Here is a 19,000-nt window from a genome sequence, read left to right on the forward strand (position 1 = left end):
GGGGGGGGGGCCGGGGCGCGGGGGGGGGGGGGGGGGGGGGGGGGGGGGGGGCGGGGGGGGGGGGGGGGGGCGCCCCCCCCCCCCCGCGACCGGGAGGACCGCGCCGGTGGTGAGCCGATCAGGCGTTGTGCTCCTGGTGGACACCGCACCACGGGGTGTCCTCGCCCTCCTCGGAGTGCGCCACCACCTCGGGTTCGTCGGCGGCGGTCTCCTGGTGCACCCCGCACCAGGCCACGTTCGACGCGGAGTGCGCGACGACCTCGGGCTCGTCGGCGGCGGTCTCCTGGTGCACCCCGCACCAGGCGACGTTCGACGCGGCGTGCGCGACGACCTCGGGAGTCTCCTCCGCGGGGGTCTCGGTGGTCTCCTCGTTGGGCTCGACGTTCTCGGCCATGATGGTCCTCCATACGACGGGCGTTCGGGACGACGGACGGCAGCGCTGCGCCGACCGCCAGGAAGCTAGGAGGCGGGGGTTCGGCAGCGGTTCAACGCCGGTTGGCCCGTGGTGAATCCGCTGGTGGACGCGTTGGTACGGCCCGGGGTGGGCCCCGAAGGGGAGACGAGCGTGCCACCTGGGGTGCACGGCGGTCGGGCGGAGGCATCTCGGGGCGGAGGCCCCTCGAGGCGTCGGCCGCGAACGCGTGCCGCGGGCGCGCACGCGTGCGGGACGACGCTCGGCGTCGTCGGCGATCACTTAGGTGGTCATCGCGGGCGCACACGCGTGCGGGACGACGACGCCATGGCTGCTCCACCGGTCAGGTCGGCACCCCGAAGGCCCCGCGATGTCGGCGACGCATACCGGAATCGCACCGGGCGCGAACCGCCGGGCAACCGGTCGTTCCTACGGTGACCGCCGCACACTCCGCGACCGACCGCGAGAGGACGCCTCCGTATGGACACCGAGCCCGTCGTCACGGCCGCCCCGCCCGCACCGGCAGGACGGCAGCGGCTGCCGGAGCCGCTCGGGGCCGGGTTCCTGGCCCGGCCGGAGGAGACGCTGGCCGAGATCCGGGAGACCTGCCCTGTGACTCGGATCAGGACGCCCGCCGGACGGCCCGCGTGGCTGGTGACCCGCGCCGAGGACGTGCGGGCCGGATTCACGGACCCCCGGCTCTCCTTGAGCGGGGGCCGCGTTCCCGACCCCGGCGTGCGCCGGCGCGCTCTGGACGTGACGCTGGTCAACTACGACCCGCCGGACCACACGCGGATCCGCCGTCTGGCGACGCCGGCCCTCACCCCGGCCCGCATGGCCGCCCATCGCGAACGCATCGAGCAGGCCGCCGCTGAACTCCTCGACGCCGCGGACGCGGCCCGCGGGCGGGGCCCGGTGGAGCTGATGGACGGCTTCGCCCGCCCGTTCGCCTTCCGGTCGCTGTGCGAGGTCTTCGACGTACGGGAGGAGGAGCGGGCGGCGCTGTACGAGCCGGTGGCGCTCCTCGCGGACAAGACGGGCCGCTCCGCCCGCGCGGTCGAGGAGAGCGTGGCCCGTATCGACGCGTTCGTCCGCGCCGAGACGGCCCGCCGCGAGGCGGCTCCGGGTGACGACGTCGTCTCCCGCGTCCTCGCGACGTGGCACCAGCAGGGCGGGGCGACCGAGGACGAGGTCGCCTCCCTCCTGGCGATGCTGCTGCTGGCCGGCTTCGACAGCACGGTGCAGGCGATCGGCATGAGCGTGGTGGCGCTCCTCGGCCACCGCGACGTCCAGGACTCCCTGCGCGACGATCCGGGGCGGATTCCGCGCGCGGTGGACGAGTTGCTGCGCTGGGACACCCCGGGGCCGTTCAGCACCAAGAGGGTGGCGCTGGAGGACGTCCGGTTCGGGGACACCGTCGTTCCGGCGGGCAGCGGTGTCCTGCTCTCCGTGGCGGCGGCCAATCACGACCCGCGCTGCCACGCGGACCCGGGAACCCTGGACCCGGACCGCAGCACGGCCGGCCGGCACCTGTCCTTCGGCCTCGGCCCGCACTACTGTCCCGGATCGGCACTGGCCCGCCTGGAACTCACGGTGGCCCTGACCGCAGTGCTCGGCCGCTGGCCGGGCCTGAAGCCGGCGGTGCCGCTGAACGAACTGTCGTGGGGCGGCGGCTATCTGCACCGACGTCTGGCCGCGCTGCCGGTCCAGCCCTGCGGAACGGCCTGAGGTGACACCGGGCGGCACCGCCGACCTGAGGTGAGGCCAGGGCGGCACCGTCCCTGAGGTGACCGGGGCGGCACCCACGGCCCGGAGTGGGGCGCTCGTACGCCTCGGCGAACCGAGCACCCCACTCCGGGCCGTGCGGTGGCTCGGTTCCTACGATCCGTTCGTCGGCCTCCGGATGCCGCCGCACCCATGCCGGTGCCGGCGGCCGTAATTCATGCGACCTGCGCGAACCGGGCGCCTTACGATCACTCGATCGACTGCCGGAGGGACGGAAGTGATCGAGGACTTCGAGGGCGGGACGGCGGCGGTCGTGCGGCTCGCGGGAGGAGCGTCGCTCGAGAGCACGCTCGATGCCGCCGACCCCGGCGACTGGCTCGCGCTGGACGCGGCGGTGCGCGAAACGGCCTGGTACCGACCGTCGTCGCCGCCGAAGGGGTACCCCTCGGCTCCGCTGCCCGCCGACCTGGATCGACTCGACGAGTCCCGGCTCGCACTCGCCCTCTGCCACCGCGACGGGCGGATCCGCCAGGAAGCGGTGAGCCGCTCGGCCCGGTACCCCGGACTGCTGCCGCTCGTCGTGATCCGCTGCGCCGACTGGGTGGGCCCCGTGCGCGAGCACGCCCGGCAGGTGCTGCGCGAGACCCTGGACGCGGACTCCGCGGTGGGCGTCGCGTCGCTGGTCCTGCGGGTCGGGCGCCGCGAGCGTGGCACCTTCGGCACCGAGGTGCTGGGCCGGATCCTGCGCGGGGCGTCCCGGGAGCACTTCACCGTTCTCCTCGCCGACCCGGACCGGGCCGTGCGGCGGTTCGCGTACCGGCTGGCCGTCGAGGACCGGCTGCTGCGTCCCGCCGAGCTGGCGCGCGCGGCCGCCCGGGACACGGACACCGTCGTCCAGGACCTGTGCGCCACGGCGGCGCTCTCGGCCCTGGGCGCCGAGGAGGCGGCGTACGAGGAGGTGCTGCCCGCCCTGCTGTCCGCGCGCAACCCGCGTACCCGCTCGGCCGGTGTCACCGGGCTGCGGCGGGCGGGGCAGCCGGAGCGGGCGGAGCCGTTCCTCGCCGACGGGTCCGGGCTCGTGCGTGCCTGCGCCCGGTACGTCGTACGGCAGCACGGAGGTGATCCGGTGGCCTGGTACCGGCGGCGATGCACGACGGCGGACGCCCGGGGACCGGCGCCCGGTGCGGTCATCGGGCTGGCCGAGTGCGGCGACCGCGCGGACGCCGAACTGCTCCGGCCGCTGCTCGCCCACCCCGATGCCCGGGTACGGGCGCGGACGGTGGCGGGGCTGCGAGCCCTGGACTGCGTGGATCCGTGGCGGGTACGGCCGCTCCTCGACGACCCCTCCCCCGGTGTCGTCCGTGAGGCGGTGGTCGCCCTGCTGCCCGGGGCGAAGGACCTGCCCGCCGACCGGCTCCTGCAGCGCACTGGCTCCGAGCGGCCACGGCACGTGCGCCTCGGCGCGTTCCGGCTGCTCGACGCGAGCGGCGGCATCGTGGCGCTGCGAGCGGCGGTCGGGCTGCTGCAGGACCCGGACGTGAAGCTCCGCACCTGGGCCGGACAGTCCGTGCAGCGCTGGCATCCGTCGCCGGACATGCCGCGCGACGACGCGGAAGAAGCCGGAGAGTTACTCGACCGGTGCCGGCACCTTTTCAGCGACTACGTTCTGCGCCGCCTCAAGCGGGAGGCGGGGCTGGGGGGCTGAGGGCACCCGCCTCGACGCCTGCCGCGGCACACGGATCTCCCTGCGGCAGGGCTGGGCGAGCCGGTGCCCACGCTGCCGCATCGGCCGACACGTCCACCGATGTCCCAGGGAAACAAAATTCACGAGAGAGAGATTCTTTGCACGATCACCCGAGCAGTGACGCCGCTCCGGGCCCCGAAGCCCACGAACTCGCCAGGTTCTACCTCGACACGCTCGAAGACGTCATGGACCCCAAGGAGTACGCGGACCTGCGCACCCTCGTCTCCACCCTGCTCGAGGGGATGGCCGAGCCCGTCGGTCCGGACGACCCTCCGTCCGAGCGTCAGCTGGACATCGACCTGACTCCGGCCGTCATCGACGAGTGGCTGACCGTCATGGGCATCCTGGGCAGCGGTCGCATGGACCAGACGATCGTCGAGGTCGGTGACGGCTCCCGCACGGTCGTGGACGGTGAACTCGCCTCCGATCCGGCAGCGTTGGCCGCCTTCTGCGCACAGGTCCGGGAGCGGAACCGGATACGTGAACAGGAGCGGGAGTTCCTCGACGGACTGGAGGCCGACCTCTCCTGACGGCCGCTCCCCCTGGCTGACGGCCACTCCGCCTGGCTGACGGCCTCTCCTCTTGACTGACGACCGCTCCCCTTGGCTGGAGGGCCGCGCTCCCCCTGGCTGATGGCCGCCGCTCTCCCCGGCGCGCCCGTCGGCAGTCCTCGGTCGGTCCGTGCCGCGGCCGGCCGAGGGCGCGTCAGGAACGGGAAGCGGGGTCGGTGCGGACAGCCGGGGTCCGGGGGAAGTTGGCGGCGGCCACCACCACGGGCGGACGCACGTATCCGCCGACGCTCTCCACCCGCACGACGAGTGCCAGGGGCGACCTCGTGTCGTACGTTCTCGCCAGCCTGCGGATCTCGGCGCGGGCGAAGAGCTGGGTCGCCCCCGAGGTCGCCAGGGTGTCGCAGCCCGCGATCATGACGAGGCGGCTCCTGGCCGCGAAGGGATTGCGTGCCAGCACGACGATGGCGTGGTCCACCAGCGTGGTCGCGCCCGGCTCCGACTCGCCGTACTCGGCGCCGTCTTCCGCACAGGAGATGCGGTACTCGCCGGAGAACTCCCTGAACGCATAAGGAACGTCGAGCCGGTCGGCCATCAACTGCCAGACCCCGTTGTGCGCCGGGCCGCCGATCACGACCAGGTTCTCCTCGGCGTCCGAGGCCATGGCGAAGGCCCGGGCCCTGACCGTCAGCGCCTCGTGCAGCCGCAGGTCCTGGGACAGGAACTGCCGCAGATTCATGGCGGCCAGGGCGTCGGCCTCATGGAGCTTCGGATAGGCGGACGTCGCCCGGCCCGACTCACCCACGATCACCACCACACGCCGGTCGCGGTCCAGCCGCCACACACGGGCGGCCGGCAATCGGGTGCGGTGGTAGTGCACGAGAGCACGGCCCAGCCAGCCCACGGTGAACGCCAGCAGCGAGGCCACGAGGTTGACCGTCAGGTCCTCCCCCACGACCGGCCTCCCGCCCTCGGCTGCGTCTCGACCCGCAGTCTGCACCATGGAACCGGCCGAGGAGAAGGGCCCGCGAGTCCGCACGCACCGGCCGGCCCGAGGTGCGTTCCGGGCCGCCGAGACGGCCGAGGCCGCCCGTGGGGACCGCCCACGACGACCGTGGGTGCGCGCACGGACAGTACAGCCGACTTCCCGTCAACTTCGGCCCGGGTGACGGCCGACGGGCCTTGGCCGGTACTCATCGGGTCCTGTCGCACCTGCGGGTTCGAGGCTCCCCCCTATTTCCTATCGATTTACTAGGAAACCATTGACCGGACGTCCAACGGATGCGCAGGATGATGTACATGCCCCCCACGCAGCAGCGACTGGTTCGCCGTCGGCACGTCGACTTCGGTCACGTCGCCAGCGCCGTCTGTTGCAGCGCGTAGGGCTCCCGGCACCCCGTTGCGCGTGCCGCCCCCTTCTCTCCCACCCCAGGTGATCAGGCGAATCCGCCCCTGCCCCGAGCCGGGCACGGCCCAGCGGCGCGCCGGATCGTCACCACAGGGCGCGTGAGCCACGCGTGCGTGCCCGACCGGCAAGAGACTTCCGACACGGCACCTTGCCGTCGACCTTGAGGAAACCATCATCATGGGCGTTGCCACCGCGCCGTCCGGAACCGGCTCCGGAGCCGACCGGACCGGACCGAACCCGGCCGGGTCGGCCCCGGCCGGACCCGACCACACACACTGGCTGCGTGCGGCCCGCGAGACGGCGGAAGACCTGGCCACGGACGCCGTGACCAGGGAGCAGGCGGGCAAGGCCCCCTTCGACGAGGTGTCCCGGCTGCGCGAGGCGGGACTGCTGACGCTCCTGGTACCGGCCGACGCCGGAGGAGGTGGCGCGGACTGGACGACGGCCTACGCCGTCGTCCGGGAGATCTCCGCCGCCGACGGCGCGATCGGTCAACTGCTCGGCTGTCACTACTTCTTGTCGTGGAGCGCGCTGTCCTTCGCCGACTCCGCCCGCGCCACCGAGGCCGTGCAGCGCTCCACGAGGAAGCCCTTCCTCTGGGGTGGCGGTCTCGCCCGCCAGGAACCGCCTCTGCGACTGACCAGGAAAGCCGGGGGCTTTGTCCTGGAAGGCCGGCAGAGCTACGCCACCGGGGTCCTGGTCGCCGACCGCCTCGCCGTACGGGGTGAGCGGGCCGACACCGGCGAGCCCTTCGCCGTCGTCGTCGACGCCGCCCATCCCGGTGTACGGATCGACGGCGACCCGGACGTCTTCGGCCAGCGGCTCGCGGCCGGCGGCAGTGTGGACTTCGACGCCGTACCGGTCCCCGCCGGCAACGTGCTCGGATCCCTGTCCGCGGACGAGGACGTCCTGTCACCCCCGACCGCCTTCACATCGCCGGTCGGGCGCCTTCTCTCCGTCCAGCTCCTTCTCGGCATCGCCGAGGGAGTACTCACCGAAGTGCGCGAGTACAGCAGGGCGGGCCATTCGCTCCGGCATCCCGCCTGGCCGGTCGGCTCTCCCTCGGACCCGCGGATCCTGACCCTGCACGGAGAACTCACCGTTCTCACCCGCTCCGCCTCGGCACTCACCGAGCAGGCGGTGCAAGCGGTGCACGGCGGACTGACGCGGGGCGAAGACCTGAGCTACGACGAGTACGCGGAGATCTCCGTCCTCGTGGCGATGGCCGAAGCCGCCGCGTCCAGGGCCGCACAGGAGTCCACCACGCGCGCCCTCGACGTCATCGGCGCCCGCTCCGCGTCCTCCCGGCTCGGCTTCGACCGGTTCTGGCGCAACGCGCGAACCCACACCCTGTACGAGCCCGTCGGTCACCGACTCCGTGACGTCGGGGACTACTTCCTCAACGGCGCGCACCCTCCGTTCGTCCTGCCCGTCTGAACGCGAGAGCGTGGAAACCGGCCCGAGCCGTACGGGATAATACGCACATGCGGATTTCAGCCAGGGCGGACTACGCGGTACGTGCCGCACTGCAACTCGCCGCGTCACGGGACGAGGCGCCGTTGAAGGCCGAGGCGATCGCCGACGCGCAGGACATTCCGCACAAGTTCCTCGAGGGCATCCTGAACGACATGCGCCGGGGCGGTCTCGTGCTCAGCCAGCGCGGTGGCAACGGCGGCTACCGCCTGGCCAGGCCCGCCGGGTCCATCACCATCGCCGACGTCATCCGCACCGTGGACGGACCGCTCGTCTCGGTGCGCGGGGTCCGCCCCCCGGACCTCTCCTACACCGGTCCGGCCCAGTCCCTGCTTCCCCTGTGGATCGCCTTGCGGTCCAACGTGCGCGAGATCCTCGAGGGGGTCTCGCTCGCCGACGTGGCGTCGGCCCAACTGCCGCCTGACGTCTGCGCCTTGACCGACGCTCCGGGAGCCTGGGCGAACCCCTGAGGCCGCGGGACCCACCACGCGCGACCCGGTGGCCACCGTGCCCGAGAACCCGCGGCCACCGGCACATCCGGCCCTCCGCCCGCCGGAAACCCCAGGCCGGCAACGCATCTGACCTTCCGTCAAGTGGCGCAACATTCCGGCAACACGGCTATCCCTACCGGATCGATAGGGTTCGACCCGTGCCTTCCACCGACCGCGTCCGAGACCACGCCGGCCAGGGCGCGACCACCGTCGCCGCCCACCGCGCGCGGCGTCGGCTGCGCGCCGACCGGGCCCGGCAGCTCGCCGACCTCCTGCGCCGCCAACTCCTCACCGGCGCTTTCCCCACGGACACGTTGCCTCACGAGTCGATCCTCGCCGGTGACTACCGTGTTTCGCGCAACACCGTCCGCGAAGCCCTCGACCTCCTGCGCGCCGAGGGCCTGGTCGAACGCCAGCCGGGCGTCGGCACCGTGGTCGTCGCCCGGAAGTACCCGCACGGCCTCGACCGCCTGATGGGCCTCGCCGAAACCCTCCATGAGCACGGCCGGGTCACCAACGAGGTCCGTACGGCCGGTCCCGCGCCCGCTCCGGCGCCGGTCGCCGAACGCCTCCGTGTCCCGCCCGGCACCGACGTCCTCTACATCGAACGCCTGCGCCGCCTCGGCGGTCTCCCGCTGTCCCTCGACCTCACCTACGTCCCTCTCGACATCGGTACCGCCCTGCTCGGCGCCGACCTGGAGAACACCGACGTGTTCCGCCTCCTGGAAGGCATCACCGGCCGGCCCCTCGGTCACGCCGAGATCACCCTGGAGGCGGTCACCGCGGACGCCCACTCCGCCGCCGTGCTCGAAGCCCCGCGCGGCACGGCCGTCCTCATGCTGGAACGGCTCACGCACCTCGACGACGGCCGCCCGGTCGACCTGGAGTTCATCCGGTTCCGCGGCGACCGCATCACCATGAGCGGCCTCCTGCACCGCTCCCACTGACCCCACCACCCTTCCCTCCGTACGACCTTCCCGGAGACAGCCATGCCCTTGGCGCCCCAGCGGGCCGACGTGCCCGTGACCATCGACCAGTCGAAGTGCATCGACGGCTGCACGCTCTGCGTGGACATGTGCCCGCTGGACTCCCTTGCCATCGACGACAGCAGCGGCAAGGCGTACATGCACGTCGACGAGTGCTGGTACTGCGGCCCGTGCGCGGCCCGCTGTCCCACCGGAGCCGTCACGGTCAACATGCCCTATCTGCTCCGGTGAAAGGTCTCGAACTCCCATGAAGTACACAGCGGTTGCCGCGAGTCTCCTGCTGCTCCTCCCCCTGACGGCGTGCGGCGGCGCGGCTGCGGCGGGAGGTGACGGCTCCACCGTCACCGTCACGGTCGGCTACCAGTCCAAGACCATCAACACCGTCACCGCGGGCACCCTCCTGCGCTCCCTCGGCACGTTCGAGAAGGAGCTCGACGCCCTCCACGACGGCCACACCTACAAGGTCGACTGGCAGGACTACGCGACCGGCGCCCCCATCACCGCCCAGATGACCGCCGGGAAGATCGACATCGGTTCGATGGGCGACTTCCCCCTCCTCATCAACGCGGCCCGGGGCAGGCAGCTCGGCCGCCCCACACGCCTCGTGTCGGTCACCGGTTACAACCTCCGCGGCGGCCTCAACACCATCGTCACCGCCCCTGGCTCCGGAATCGGTTCCCTCGCGGACCTCAAGGGCAGGAAGGTCTCCACGAGCATCGGCTCCGCCGCCGACGGCACCCTCGTCCGGGCCCTGCGACGCGCCGGGATCGACCCCGACCAGGGCATCGAAAAACTCAACCAGCAGCCGGCGGTGGGGGCGTCCGCACTCTCCGCGGGCAGCGTCGACGCGCTGTCCCAGTTCGTCGCCTGGCCGGGCCTGCTCGCCTACCAGGGCAAGGCGAAGGCCTTGTACGACGGCGCCGAGCTCGACCTGCCGACCTTCCACGGCGTCACCGCACGCGAGGACTTCGCCGAGAAGCGGCCCGCCGTCCTGGAAGCCTTCCTCAGGGCCCAGGCGAAGACCACGGACTATCTCGACGCCCACCCCGTGTCCGCCGCCGAGAAGGTCGCCGAGGCCACCGGACTGCCCGCCGAGGTCGTCTACCTGTACAACGGCGCCCACGGCATCTCCACCTTCGACCCGGCGATCAAGCCGCGGCTCGTCTCCGCCCTGAAGCAGGACGTGTCGATCCTGAAGTCGGCGAAGCTCACCGGCGACGTGGACGTCGACGCCTTCGTCGACGACCGGTACGTCAGGAAGGCCCTCGGACCCGCCTACGCCGAGCGCCTCGCCGCAGGGCCCGCACCGGCCGCGAGCGAGGTGTGGCCCAAGGGCGCCCGGCGGACGCGTACCTTCAAGTCCCCGGCAGAACTGCTCGGTCACCTCGCCCGGCACAAGGCCGGGATCCGCGCCGCCTACGTACCCGACGCCACCACCGGCACCCTGTGGTTCGCCGACCGGGCGGTCTGGGTGGCCGACGGCGGCCGGCTGCTCCCCTTCGTCGCACCGGCGACCGCGAAGGCGTACGCCGCCGGACACACCGGCGCCCGCGTCATCACCTACGCCGACGCCCTGCGGCGGGCGTCATGACCCACGACACGCGACAGGACGGCCGGTTCCCGTCACGGAATCCACGACGGGCCGGCCGGTTCGCGCCACGGTATCCACGACGGGCCGGCCGCTTCGCGCTGCGCCTCGGCTCGCTGGCGACCGCCCTCGGTGCGTGGCAGCTGCTGACCGGCCTGGACGTCGACCTGTGGCTGCGCTTCTCGCAGTTCCCCACGGTCGCCGACGTGGCACGCGCCTTCGCCGACCGTCTGTCGGGACCCGACTACTGGACGGACCTCACCGACAGCCTCACCCGCATCCTCACCGGCTTCCTGCTCGCCGCCGTCCTGGGCGTGGCCACGGGCGTGCTCGTGGCCCGTTCCCGCCTCGCCGAGGACCTGCTCGGCCCGCTCGTGGAGGTGATCCGGCCCGTCCCGGCCATCGCGCTCGTCCCCGTGGCGATCCTCCTGCTGCCGTCCGACGAACAGGGCATCGTCTTCATCACCTTCACCGCCGCCTTCTTCCCGGTCCTGGTCTCCACCCGGCACGCCGTACGGGCCCTGACACCGGTCTGGGAAGAGGCGGTACGCACCATGGGCGCCGGCCGTCTGCGCGTCCTCGGCTCGGTCGTCCTGCCGGGTGCGCTGCCGGGCATCTTCGGCGGCCTCTCGGTCGGCCTCGGCGTCTCCTGGATCTGTGTCATCTCCGCCGAGATGATCTCCGGCCAGTACGGCGTCGGCTACCGCACCTGGCAGGACTACACGATCGTCAACTACCCGGGGGTCTTCGTCGGGATGGTCACGATCGGCGTCCTCGGCTGGATCACCTCCACCGCCGTGGAGATCCTGGGCCGTCGCCTGACCCGCTGGCTGCCTCGTACGTCGTACGTCCCCGGGGCGCGAGCCCCACGAGCGGCGCGCGACACCCTCACCACCGCACCGGCGGCGCCGGGAACCGAGAAGGAGGTGCCCCATGACCAGTTCGTCTGACGTCCGCCCGGCCTCGCGCACAGGAGCGGGACTCGCCCTGCGCGACGCCACCCTGGGCCACCCGGACGCGCCCGTGCTGCACGGGGTGGACCTCGACGTGGCCCCCGGCGAGATCCTCACCGTCGTCGGCCCCTCGGGCTGCGGCAAGTCGACCCTGCTGCGCACGCTCGCCGGGCTGCTGTCCCCTCTCGCCGGAGAGGCCGCCCAGGACGCGCACCCGCTGACGGGCCCTTGTGCCGACCGCGCCCTGGTCTTCCAGGAGGACGCCCTGCTGCCCTGGCGCACCCTGCGCGCGAACGTCGAACTTCCCCTCGCCATCCAGGGACTGTCCCGCGCCGAACGCCGCGACCGGGCCGATGCCTGGCTCACCCGGGTCGGACTCGCCGAGCAGTCACGGCAGTTGCCGCACCGTGTGTCCGGCGGCCAGCGCCAGCGCGCGCAGTTGGCCCGCGCCCTGGCACCGGCACCGCGCGCCGTCCTCATGGACGAACCCTTCGGCGCCCTCGACGCCCAGACCCGCGCCGGCATGCAGGACCTGCTGGTGGAGGTGTTGCGGGGCACGGGCGCGACCGTCGTGTTCGTGACCCACGACGTCGACGAGGCCCTGTTCCTCGGCGACCGGGTGGCGCTGCTCGGCTCCGGCCGGCTCGCCGCACTCCACGAGGTGCCCCGCCCGCGCGACCGTACGGCGCACGACGATCCGGCGCGCGTGGCGCTGCGACGCGAAGTCCTCTCCTCGCTCGGTACCTGAAAGGCACTTCGGTGACGACCCCGGTGAACACCCCCTTGGAGATCCCCGCCCTCGCCGACGCCGAGGAGCTCAGCTGCGACGTCCTCGTGATCGGCGGCGGCACCGCCGGCACCATGGCGGCGCTGACGGCCGCCGAGCACGGCGCGGCCGTGCTCCTGCTGGAGAAGGCCCACGTCCGGCACTCCGGCGCGCTCGCCATGGGCATGGACGGCGTCAACAACGCGGTCATCCCCGGCCGCGCCGAGCCCGACGACTACGTCGCCGAGATCACCCGCGCCAACGACGGCATCGTCGACCAGTCCACCGTCCGCCAGACCGCCACCCGGGGCTTCGCCATGGTGCAGCGCCTGGAGTCGTACGGGGTGAAGTTCGAGAAGGACGAGCACGGCGAGTACGCGGTCCGCCAGGTGCACCGCTCCGGCTCCTACGTGCTGCCCATGCCGGAGGGCAAGGACGTCAAGAAGGTCCTGTACCGGCAGCTGCGGCGGCGTGAGATGCGGGAGCGGATCCGCATCGAGAACCGGGTGATGCCGGTACGTGTGCTGACAGCAGAGGGGCGGGCCGTGGGCGCGGCCGGGTTCAACACCCGTACGGGGCGGTTCGTCACCGTCCGCGCGGGCGCCGTGATCCTGGCGACCGGCGCCTGCGGCCGCCTCGGCCTGCCCGCCTCCGGCTATCTGTACGGCACGTACGAGAACCCGACCAACGCGGGCGACGGCTACGCCATGGCGTATCACGCGGGCGCCGAACTCACCGGCATCGAGTGCTTCCAGATCAACCCGCTGATCAAGGACTACAACGGTCCGGCCTGCGCCTACGTGGCGAACCCCTTCGGCGGCTACCAGGTCAACCGGCACGGAGAACGGTTCGTCGACTCCGACTACTGGTCCGGGCAGATGATGGCCGAGTTCGCCGCCGAGGTGGCCTCCGACCGCGGCCCGGTGTACCTGAAACTGAGCCATCTCCCGGAGGAGTCGGTCGCGGCCCTGGAGTCGATCCTGCACTCGACCGAGCGCCCGACCCGGGGCACGTTCCACTCCGGCCGCGGCCACGACTACCGCACGCACGACATCGAGATGCACATCTCCGAGATCGGTCTGTGCGGCGGCCACTCGGCCTCAGGGGTACGGGTGGACGACCACGCCCGTACGACGGTGCCGCGCCTGTACGCGGCCGGTGACCTGGCCTGCGTACCGCACAACTACATGATCGGCGCCTTCGTGTTCGGCGACCTGGCGGGCGCGGACGCGGCCCGGTACACGGCGTACGAAGGTGAATTGCCGTCCGGGCAACTGCGCGAGGCCCACGAACTGATCTACCGCCCCCTGCGCAACCCGGACGGTCCGCCGCAGGCGCAGGTCGAGTACAAGCTGCGCCGTTTCGTGAACGACTACGTGGCCCCGCCGAAGTCGGGCGCCCGGCTGTCCCTCGCCCTGGAGGCGTTCGAGCGGATGCGGGCCGACATCGCCAAGATGGGCGCCCGTACCCCGCACGAGCTGATGCGCTGCGCCGAGGTCGACTTCATCCGCGACTGCGCGGAGATGGCGGCGCGGGCGTCCCTGGCCCGTACGGAGTCCCGCTGGGGCCTCTACCACGACCGCCTCGACCACCCGCGGCGCGACGACACGTCCTGGTTCCACCACCTGGACCTGTACAAGTCCCCCTCCGGGGCCATGGAGTTCACGGCCAGACCGGTGGCTCCCTATCCGGTCGCGGTCGACGGGTTCACCCCGGTCGGCGGCCCCTCGCGGCGCCTCGGTGAGGTCCACCCGCAGCAGGTGGCCACGGCGGGGGCCCGGGAAGCGGCGCCGGTGACGACGGTGCACGAGCCCGCGCCCAGCGGCACGCCCCTCCCCGGCGGTGGCACCACCGACGCACCGGACACACCACGTCTGCTCCAGCTCCTCGCGCTCGCGGAGGAGGAGCCCGAACTCTCCTCCCTCGTGCCCTACTTGACCGATTCCGATCCCGTCGTCCGCCGGACGGCCGTCACCGTCCTGACGGAGACCGTGCCGCCCGGTACCGGACCCGCCCTCGCCGCCGCGCTCGCCGACGCCGACGCCGGCGTGCGCGAGGCCGCGGCCGGTTCCTTGCGCGAACTCGTCGAGACGCTGCCGGCCGAAGAAGACCTGCGGGAGGGCCTCGCCCTTGCCCTGTCCGTGGACGACCCCGTCGTGCGCGCCGCCGCACTCGACGTCCTGCGCGCCCTTCGCCTCGGTGACGCCGAACTGTTCACGCGATCCCTGTCGGACACCAGCATCGCCGTCCGCATCGAGGCCGTACGGGCGCTCGTGTCGGTCGACGCCGCCGACGAGGCGGCCCGCGTGGCCGCGGACCCGTCCCGCGAGGTCCGTGTCACGATCGCCAAGGCACTGAGCACCACCATCGCCGGGCAGCTCGGCGACAGGACGTCGCCGGGTCCCTGGCCGGGCCGGGCCCGCTCGGTCCTGGCCGAGCTCATCGCCGATCCGGACGCCCTCGTGCGGGCGGCCGCCTACGGGGCGCTGGGCACCACCGGCTGCCCGCCGCCTCTGGACGGCCTCGCCGTGGCCGCCCTGTCCGACACGGCCTGGCAGGTGCGGACCGGCTCCGCCGCGGCGCTGGCGGCCGCGGACCCGCACATCGCCGTCCCCGCCCTGGCCAAGGCCCTCGCCGATCCGAACGCCGACGTGCGCAAGGCCGCTGTCCTGGCCTTGACCCGGCACCGTGGCACCGAGGACGCCCGCGCCGCCCTGGCCGCGGCGACAGCCGACTCGGACGCGGACGTACGGGCCTACGCGGCGCGAGCGCTGTGACGGCGCCCCCGATCCGGACGCCGAGCGATTCACCCCGGATCGCACGAATTGGGCCGTTCGTGTGACGATGGCTGCTGAGGGGGCGAGGGTCGTTCTCCTCGAGCGTCACGCGAGGTGTCCGTACGGCAGACCGAGGGAGGTCCTGATGACGGATCTGACCACCCGCTCCGCGACCACCAAGAACGAGACGGGCAGGGCCACAGAGAGCAGGCGCTCCGGCACAGGTGATCCGGGCGGCAAGGGACGGACCACCATCGCCGACGGCGTGGTGGCCAAGATCGCGGCGGCGTCCGCGCGCGAGGTGCCCGGAATCCACGGCCTCGGCACCGGCATGACCCGGGCCCTCGGGGCGGTCCGCGACCGGGTGCCCGCCGGGCGCCCCGGTCAGACCCGCGGTGTGAGCGTCGAGGTCGGTGAACGGCAGACCGCGGTGGATCTCGACGTCGTCGAGTACGGGTACCCCATCACGGACGTGATCGCGGACATGCGCGTCGCCGTGGTCACCGCCGTCGAGCGCATGACCGGTCTGGAGGTCGTGGAGGTGAACGTCGCCGTCGGCGACGTGCGTCTGCCGGACGAACCGGACGAGGAACCCCAGAACGGCCCGCGGGTGACGTAACCCGCCGCCCCGGCGCCGGGGGCTCGCGCCCACCGGCTGCCGCGGCAGAACTCTCAGGAGGTGCGTCGCCGTGGACGACAGGGACCGCGCGGACGGCGTCCGGCTCACAGCGCGCGAACGTGCCGCGCTCGCGGAGATCGAGGAGGGGCTGCGGCAGGACCACGACCCCGAACCGGCGCCGGGCCGCCCGCCCGGCGGACGCCGACTGCCCCTCGCGGTCGTGCTGATGCTGATGTGCTCGACGGCTCTCGCGGTGGTCGGCATCCGCACGTCGAACGCCGCGCTTCTCTGGTGCTTCGCGGTTCTGTGGCCGCTCACCGTCCTGCAGACCGTCAGGTTGCTGGGCAGGTGGATCAGAACCACGGGCCCTTTCACTCCGTGGTTCTGATCGGCTCTCGGCCTCCGGGGCCTGCACAGAAGCCCCTCGGCCTCTCCCTGCGGGCCGACCGACCCCCTGAAAGGGCCCGACAGCACCTGCCCGTCCGTCCCGACGCGTCGGAGGCTGGAGACCCGATCCAGTCCGCGATCCGACAGAGGAGACCGGCGTCATGGTCCGTTACGTGTACGACTTCGCGGAGGGCGGCCGCGACCTGGCCGAACTGCTCGGCGGCAAGGGTGCCAACCTGGCCGAGATGACCCGGCTCGGACTGCCGGTTCCGCCGGGCTTCACCGTCACCACGGACGCCTGCCGGGCCTTCCTGGCCACCGGCGCCGAACCGGACGGTCTGATCCGGGAGGTCTCCGACCATCTGACGGCCCTGGAGGAGGCGGCCGGACGGCGGCTGGGGCAGCCGGACGACCCCCTGCTGCTGTCCGTGCGCTCCGGGGCGCGTTTCTCCATGCCCGGCATGATGGAGACGATCCTCGACATCGGTCTCGACGACGAGTCCGTCCTCGGCCTGGCGAAGGTCTCCGGCAACGAGCGCTTCGCCTGGGACTCCTACCGTCGACTCGTGCAGATGTTCGGCAGTACGGTCATGGGAGTCGCCGGTTCCCTCTTCGAAGGCGTCCTGGACGACCTGAAGCGGGCCCGCGGCGCGTCGACCGACCTGGACCTGACCGCGGCGGACCTGGCCGGGCTCGTCGAGTCGTACAAGAATCTCGTCCGCCAGGAGACCGGTGAGTACTTCCCGCAGTCCCCGGCCGAGCAGCTGCGGCAGGCCGTGCTCGCCGTCTTCCGGTCCTGGAACGGCGAGCGCGCCCGGATCTACCGCCGCCGTGAGCACATCCCCGACGACCTGGGCACCGCGGTCAACGTGCAGACCATGGTCTTCGGCAATCTCGGCGCCGACTCCGGCAGCGGTGTCGCCTTCACCCGCGACCCGGCCACGGGGCAGCCCGGCCTGTACGGCGACTACCTCGCGAACGCGCAGGGCGAGGACGTCGTGGCGGGCATCCGCAACACCGTCCCGCTGACGGCTCTCGCGGAGCTGGACCCGGTGTCGTACGACAACCTCCGCTCCCACATGCGGACGCTGGAGACGCACTACCGGGACCTGTGCGACATCGAGTTCACGATCGAGCGCGGCCGGCTGTGGATGCTGCAGACCCGGGTGGGCAAGCGCACCGCCGCGGCCGCGTTCGCCATCGCCGCGCAACTGGCCGACGAGGGCCTGATCACTCCGGACGAGGGTCTGGACCGGGTCACCGGGGAAGGACTCGCCCGGCTGATGTTCCCCCGCTTCGACACCGCGGCCGTCGGCGAGGCCCTCGCGCACGGTCTGCCGGCCTCCCCCGGCGCGGCCGTGGGCGCGGCGGTGTTCGATTCGGCCGAGGCGGTACGCCGGTCCGCGGCGGGCGAGAAGGTCGTCCTGGTGCGTCAGGAGACCACCCCGGACGATCTGCCCGGCATGATCGCCGCGCAGGCGGTGCTGACCAGCCGCGGCGGCAAGACCAGCCACGCGGCCGTCGTCGCCCGGGGCATGGGCAGGGTGTGCGTGTGCGGGGCCGAGGAGATCGTGGTGGACACCGGGGCGCGCCGGTTCACCGTGGGGGCCACCGTCGTCGAGGAGGGCACGGTCGTCTCCGTCGACGGTTCGGAAGGCGCCGTGTACCTGGGTGCCGCCCCGCTGGTCGACTCCGCGGTGATGCGGTACTTCGAGACGGGCGAGCGGTCCGACGCGCTGGTCGGGGCCGTCGCGGACGCCATGGAGCGGGCGGACGGCGTACGGCGTCTGGAGGTGCGGGCGAACGCCGACACCCCCGAGGACGCGGCCCGTGCCCGGCGGTTCGGCGCGCAGGGCGTCGGTCTGTGCCGTACCGAGCACATGTTCCTCGGCGAGCGCCGCAAGCTGGTCGAGGCGATGATCCTGGCCCGTGACGAGACCGAGCGCGAGAGGACCCTAGACGCGCTGCTGCCCCTGCAGCGGCAGGACTTCAGCGGCATTCTGGAGGCGATGGACGGCCTGCCGGTCACCATCCGGCTCATCGACCCGCCGCTGCACGAGTTCCTGCCCGACCGCACGGAACTCGCCGTACGCATCGCCGCCGACCAGGCCCGGGGCGAGCGGTCGGACCCGCACGACACCGATCTGCTCGGCGCGGTGAACCGTATGCACGAGGAGAACCCCATGCTCGGGCTGCGGGGCGTGCGCCTGGGGCTCGTCGTACCGGGCCTGGTCGCCATGCAGGTCCGCGCGATCGCGGAGGCGGTCGTCGAACGCACGCGGGCCGGGGGCTCCCCCAAGGCGGAGATCATGGTCCCCCTGGTGGGCGCGGTCGAGGAACTGCGCATCGAGCGGGCCGAGGTGGAACGCGTCCTGGCCGAGGTGTCCCAGGAGTCCGGCATCCCCGTGCGGCTCCCGGTCGGCACCATGATCGAGCTGCCCCGGGCCGCGCTCACGGCCGGGCGCATCGCCGAGGAGGCGGAGTTCTTCTCCTTCGGCACCAACGACCTCACCCAGACCACCTGGGGCTTCTCCCGCGACGACGTCGAGGCGGCGTTCTTCTCCGCCTACCTCGACAAGGGCATCTTCGCCACCTCGCCGTTCGAGAGCCTGGACCGCGACGGGGTGGGCCGGCTGGTCCGCATCGCGGTGGACGAGGGCCGCGCCGCGCGTCCCGACCTGAAGATCGGCGTCTGCGGTGAGCACGGCGGGGACCCCGAGTCCGTGCACTTCTTCCACGCGGCGGCCCTGGACTACGTGTCCTGTTCGCCGTTCCGCGTCCCCGTGGCGCGGCTGGAGGCCGGACGTGCCGCGCTCTCCGGGACGGGGACGAGCGACAGCAGGTGACGGAGGAGGATGCGTGCGGCCCGGGTCGGCGGACCCGGGCCGCACGCACGAGATCCTCGGCCGCGGACCGCGGGTGAGGTGACGGGCCGTCAAGCTGTATGGACGCCCAGGGGGGAAGAGGCGGTTCACGACGACGTCGTACGCGTGCCGGACCGGCCGACCGAACCCACAACTGTGGCCCCCATCGTCAACAGGCCGACTCTCCCCGCCGCTTCGGGGCCGACCGGCCCCCGGCGAGGACCCATCGGGACCTGATCACGGGCACCGCCGGCGGGAGACGCTGTGGGTGCGGCAGGAACCGGCCCGCGGCACCCGC

At 72.8% G+C, this 19,000-nt stretch carries 16 protein-coding genes; 14 read left to right on the forward strand and 2 right to left on the reverse strand.

Going from position 1 to position 19,000, the window contains the following annotated elements:
* Positions 1-118: 118 nt before the first annotated feature.
* Positions 119-394, reverse strand: a complete 276-nt coding sequence (locus tag ACH4S8_RS05370) for a hypothetical protein (protein ID WP_398391121.1) — start codon at positions 392-394, stop codon at positions 119-121.
* A 498-nt stretch (positions 395-892) separates the two neighbouring features.
* On the opposite strand from ACH4S8_RS05370, the gene ACH4S8_RS05375 reads away from it, so the two are divergent.
* The 3 genes from ACH4S8_RS05375 to ACH4S8_RS05385 all read left to right on the forward strand — a co-directional run bounded on the left by ACH4S8_RS05375 (position 893) and on the right by ACH4S8_RS05385 (position 4,411).
* On the forward strand, positions 893-2,140 hold the full coding sequence (locus ACH4S8_RS05375) for a cytochrome P450 (protein WP_398391123.1): 1,248 nt from the start codon (positions 893-895) through the stop codon (positions 2,138-2,140).
* A 274-nt stretch (positions 2,141-2,414) separates the two neighbouring features.
* Positions 2,415-3,842 (forward strand): hypothetical protein, encoded by a 1,428-nt coding sequence (locus tag ACH4S8_RS05380; RefSeq protein ID WP_398391125.1) that lies wholly within the window; start codon positions 2,415-2,417, stop codon positions 3,840-3,842.
* Positions 3,843-3,979: 137 nt separating this feature from the next.
* Positions 3,980-4,411, forward strand: a complete 432-nt coding sequence (locus tag ACH4S8_RS05385; RefSeq protein WP_398391127.1) for a hypothetical protein — start codon at positions 3,980-3,982, stop codon at positions 4,409-4,411.
* A gap of 175 nt (positions 4,412-4,586) precedes the next feature.
* Here the strand turns inward: ACH4S8_RS05385 and ACH4S8_RS05390 are convergent, their stop codons facing one another.
* Positions 4,587-5,345, reverse strand: coding sequence for a hypothetical protein (locus ACH4S8_RS05390; RefSeq protein ID WP_398391128.1), 759 nt, complete (start codon positions 5,343-5,345; stop codon positions 4,587-4,589).
* Positions 5,346-5,975: 630 nt separating this feature from the next.
* Between ACH4S8_RS05390 and ACH4S8_RS05395 the strand changes: the two genes are divergently transcribed.
* The 11 genes from ACH4S8_RS05395 to ppdK all read left to right on the forward strand — a co-directional run bounded on the left by ACH4S8_RS05395 (position 5,976) and on the right by ppdK (position 18,684).
* Complete coding sequence (locus tag ACH4S8_RS05395) at positions 5,976-7,235, forward strand: acyl-CoA dehydrogenase family protein (RefSeq protein ID WP_398391129.1); 1,260 nt, start codon at positions 5,976-5,978, stop codon at positions 7,233-7,235.
* A gap of 47 nt (positions 7,236-7,282) precedes the next feature.
* The gene (locus ACH4S8_RS05400) at positions 7,283-7,741 is read left to right on the forward strand and encodes an RrF2 family transcriptional regulator (protein ID WP_398391131.1); all 459 of its coding nucleotides are present in this window, start codon (positions 7,283-7,285) and stop codon (positions 7,739-7,741) included.
* A 179-nt stretch (positions 7,742-7,920) separates the two neighbouring features.
* Positions 7,921-8,709, forward strand: coding sequence for a GntR family transcriptional regulator (locus ACH4S8_RS05405; RefSeq protein WP_398391132.1), 789 nt, complete (start codon positions 7,921-7,923; stop codon positions 8,707-8,709).
* A gap of 42 nt (positions 8,710-8,751) precedes the next feature.
* The gene (locus ACH4S8_RS05410) at positions 8,752-8,979 is read left to right on the forward strand and encodes a ferredoxin family protein (RefSeq protein WP_037623574.1); all 228 of its coding nucleotides are present in this window, start codon (positions 8,752-8,754) and stop codon (positions 8,977-8,979) included.
* Between the two features lie 16 nt (positions 8,980-8,995).
* Entirely contained in the window at positions 8,996-10,339 is a 1,344-nt protein-coding gene (locus tag ACH4S8_RS05415; protein WP_398391133.1) for an ABC transporter substrate-binding protein, read from the forward strand.
* Positions 10,336-11,286 (forward strand): ABC transporter permease, encoded by a 951-nt coding sequence (locus tag ACH4S8_RS05420; protein WP_398391135.1) that lies wholly within the window; start codon positions 10,336-10,338, stop codon positions 11,284-11,286. The genes ACH4S8_RS05415 and ACH4S8_RS05420 overlap by 4 nt, the downstream gene beginning before the upstream one ends.
* Positions 11,270-12,037: an ABC transporter ATP-binding protein gene (locus tag ACH4S8_RS05425; RefSeq protein WP_398391136.1), complete on the forward strand. Its 768-nt coding sequence runs from the start codon at positions 11,270-11,272 to the stop codon at positions 12,035-12,037. Before ACH4S8_RS05420 ends, ACH4S8_RS05425 begins: the two co-directional genes overlap by 17 nt.
* A gap of 11 nt (positions 12,038-12,048) precedes the next feature.
* Positions 12,049-14,832, forward strand: a complete 2,784-nt coding sequence (locus tag ACH4S8_RS05430) for a fumarate reductase/succinate dehydrogenase flavoprotein subunit (RefSeq protein ID WP_398391138.1) — start codon at positions 12,049-12,051, stop codon at positions 14,830-14,832.
* A gap of 145 nt (positions 14,833-14,977) precedes the next feature.
* On the forward strand, positions 14,978-15,451 hold the full coding sequence (locus ACH4S8_RS05435; RefSeq protein ID WP_398391140.1) for an Asp23/Gls24 family envelope stress response protein: 474 nt from the start codon (positions 14,978-14,980) through the stop codon (positions 15,449-15,451).
* 70 nt (positions 15,452-15,521) lie between these two features.
* Positions 15,522-15,839, forward strand: a complete 318-nt coding sequence (locus ACH4S8_RS05440) for a DUF3040 domain-containing protein (RefSeq protein ID WP_398391142.1) — start codon at positions 15,522-15,524, stop codon at positions 15,837-15,839.
* A 160-nt stretch (positions 15,840-15,999) separates the two neighbouring features.
* Positions 16,000-18,684, forward strand: coding sequence for a pyruvate, phosphate dikinase (ppdK, locus tag ACH4S8_RS05445; protein WP_398391143.1), 2,685 nt, complete (start codon positions 16,000-16,002; stop codon positions 18,682-18,684).
* The last annotated feature ends 316 nt before the right edge of the window (positions 18,685-19,000 follow it).

Source organism: Streptomyces sp. NPDC021080 (assembly GCF_044333225.1).
GTDB lineage: Bacteria > Actinomycetota > Actinomycetes > Streptomycetales > Streptomycetaceae > Streptomyces.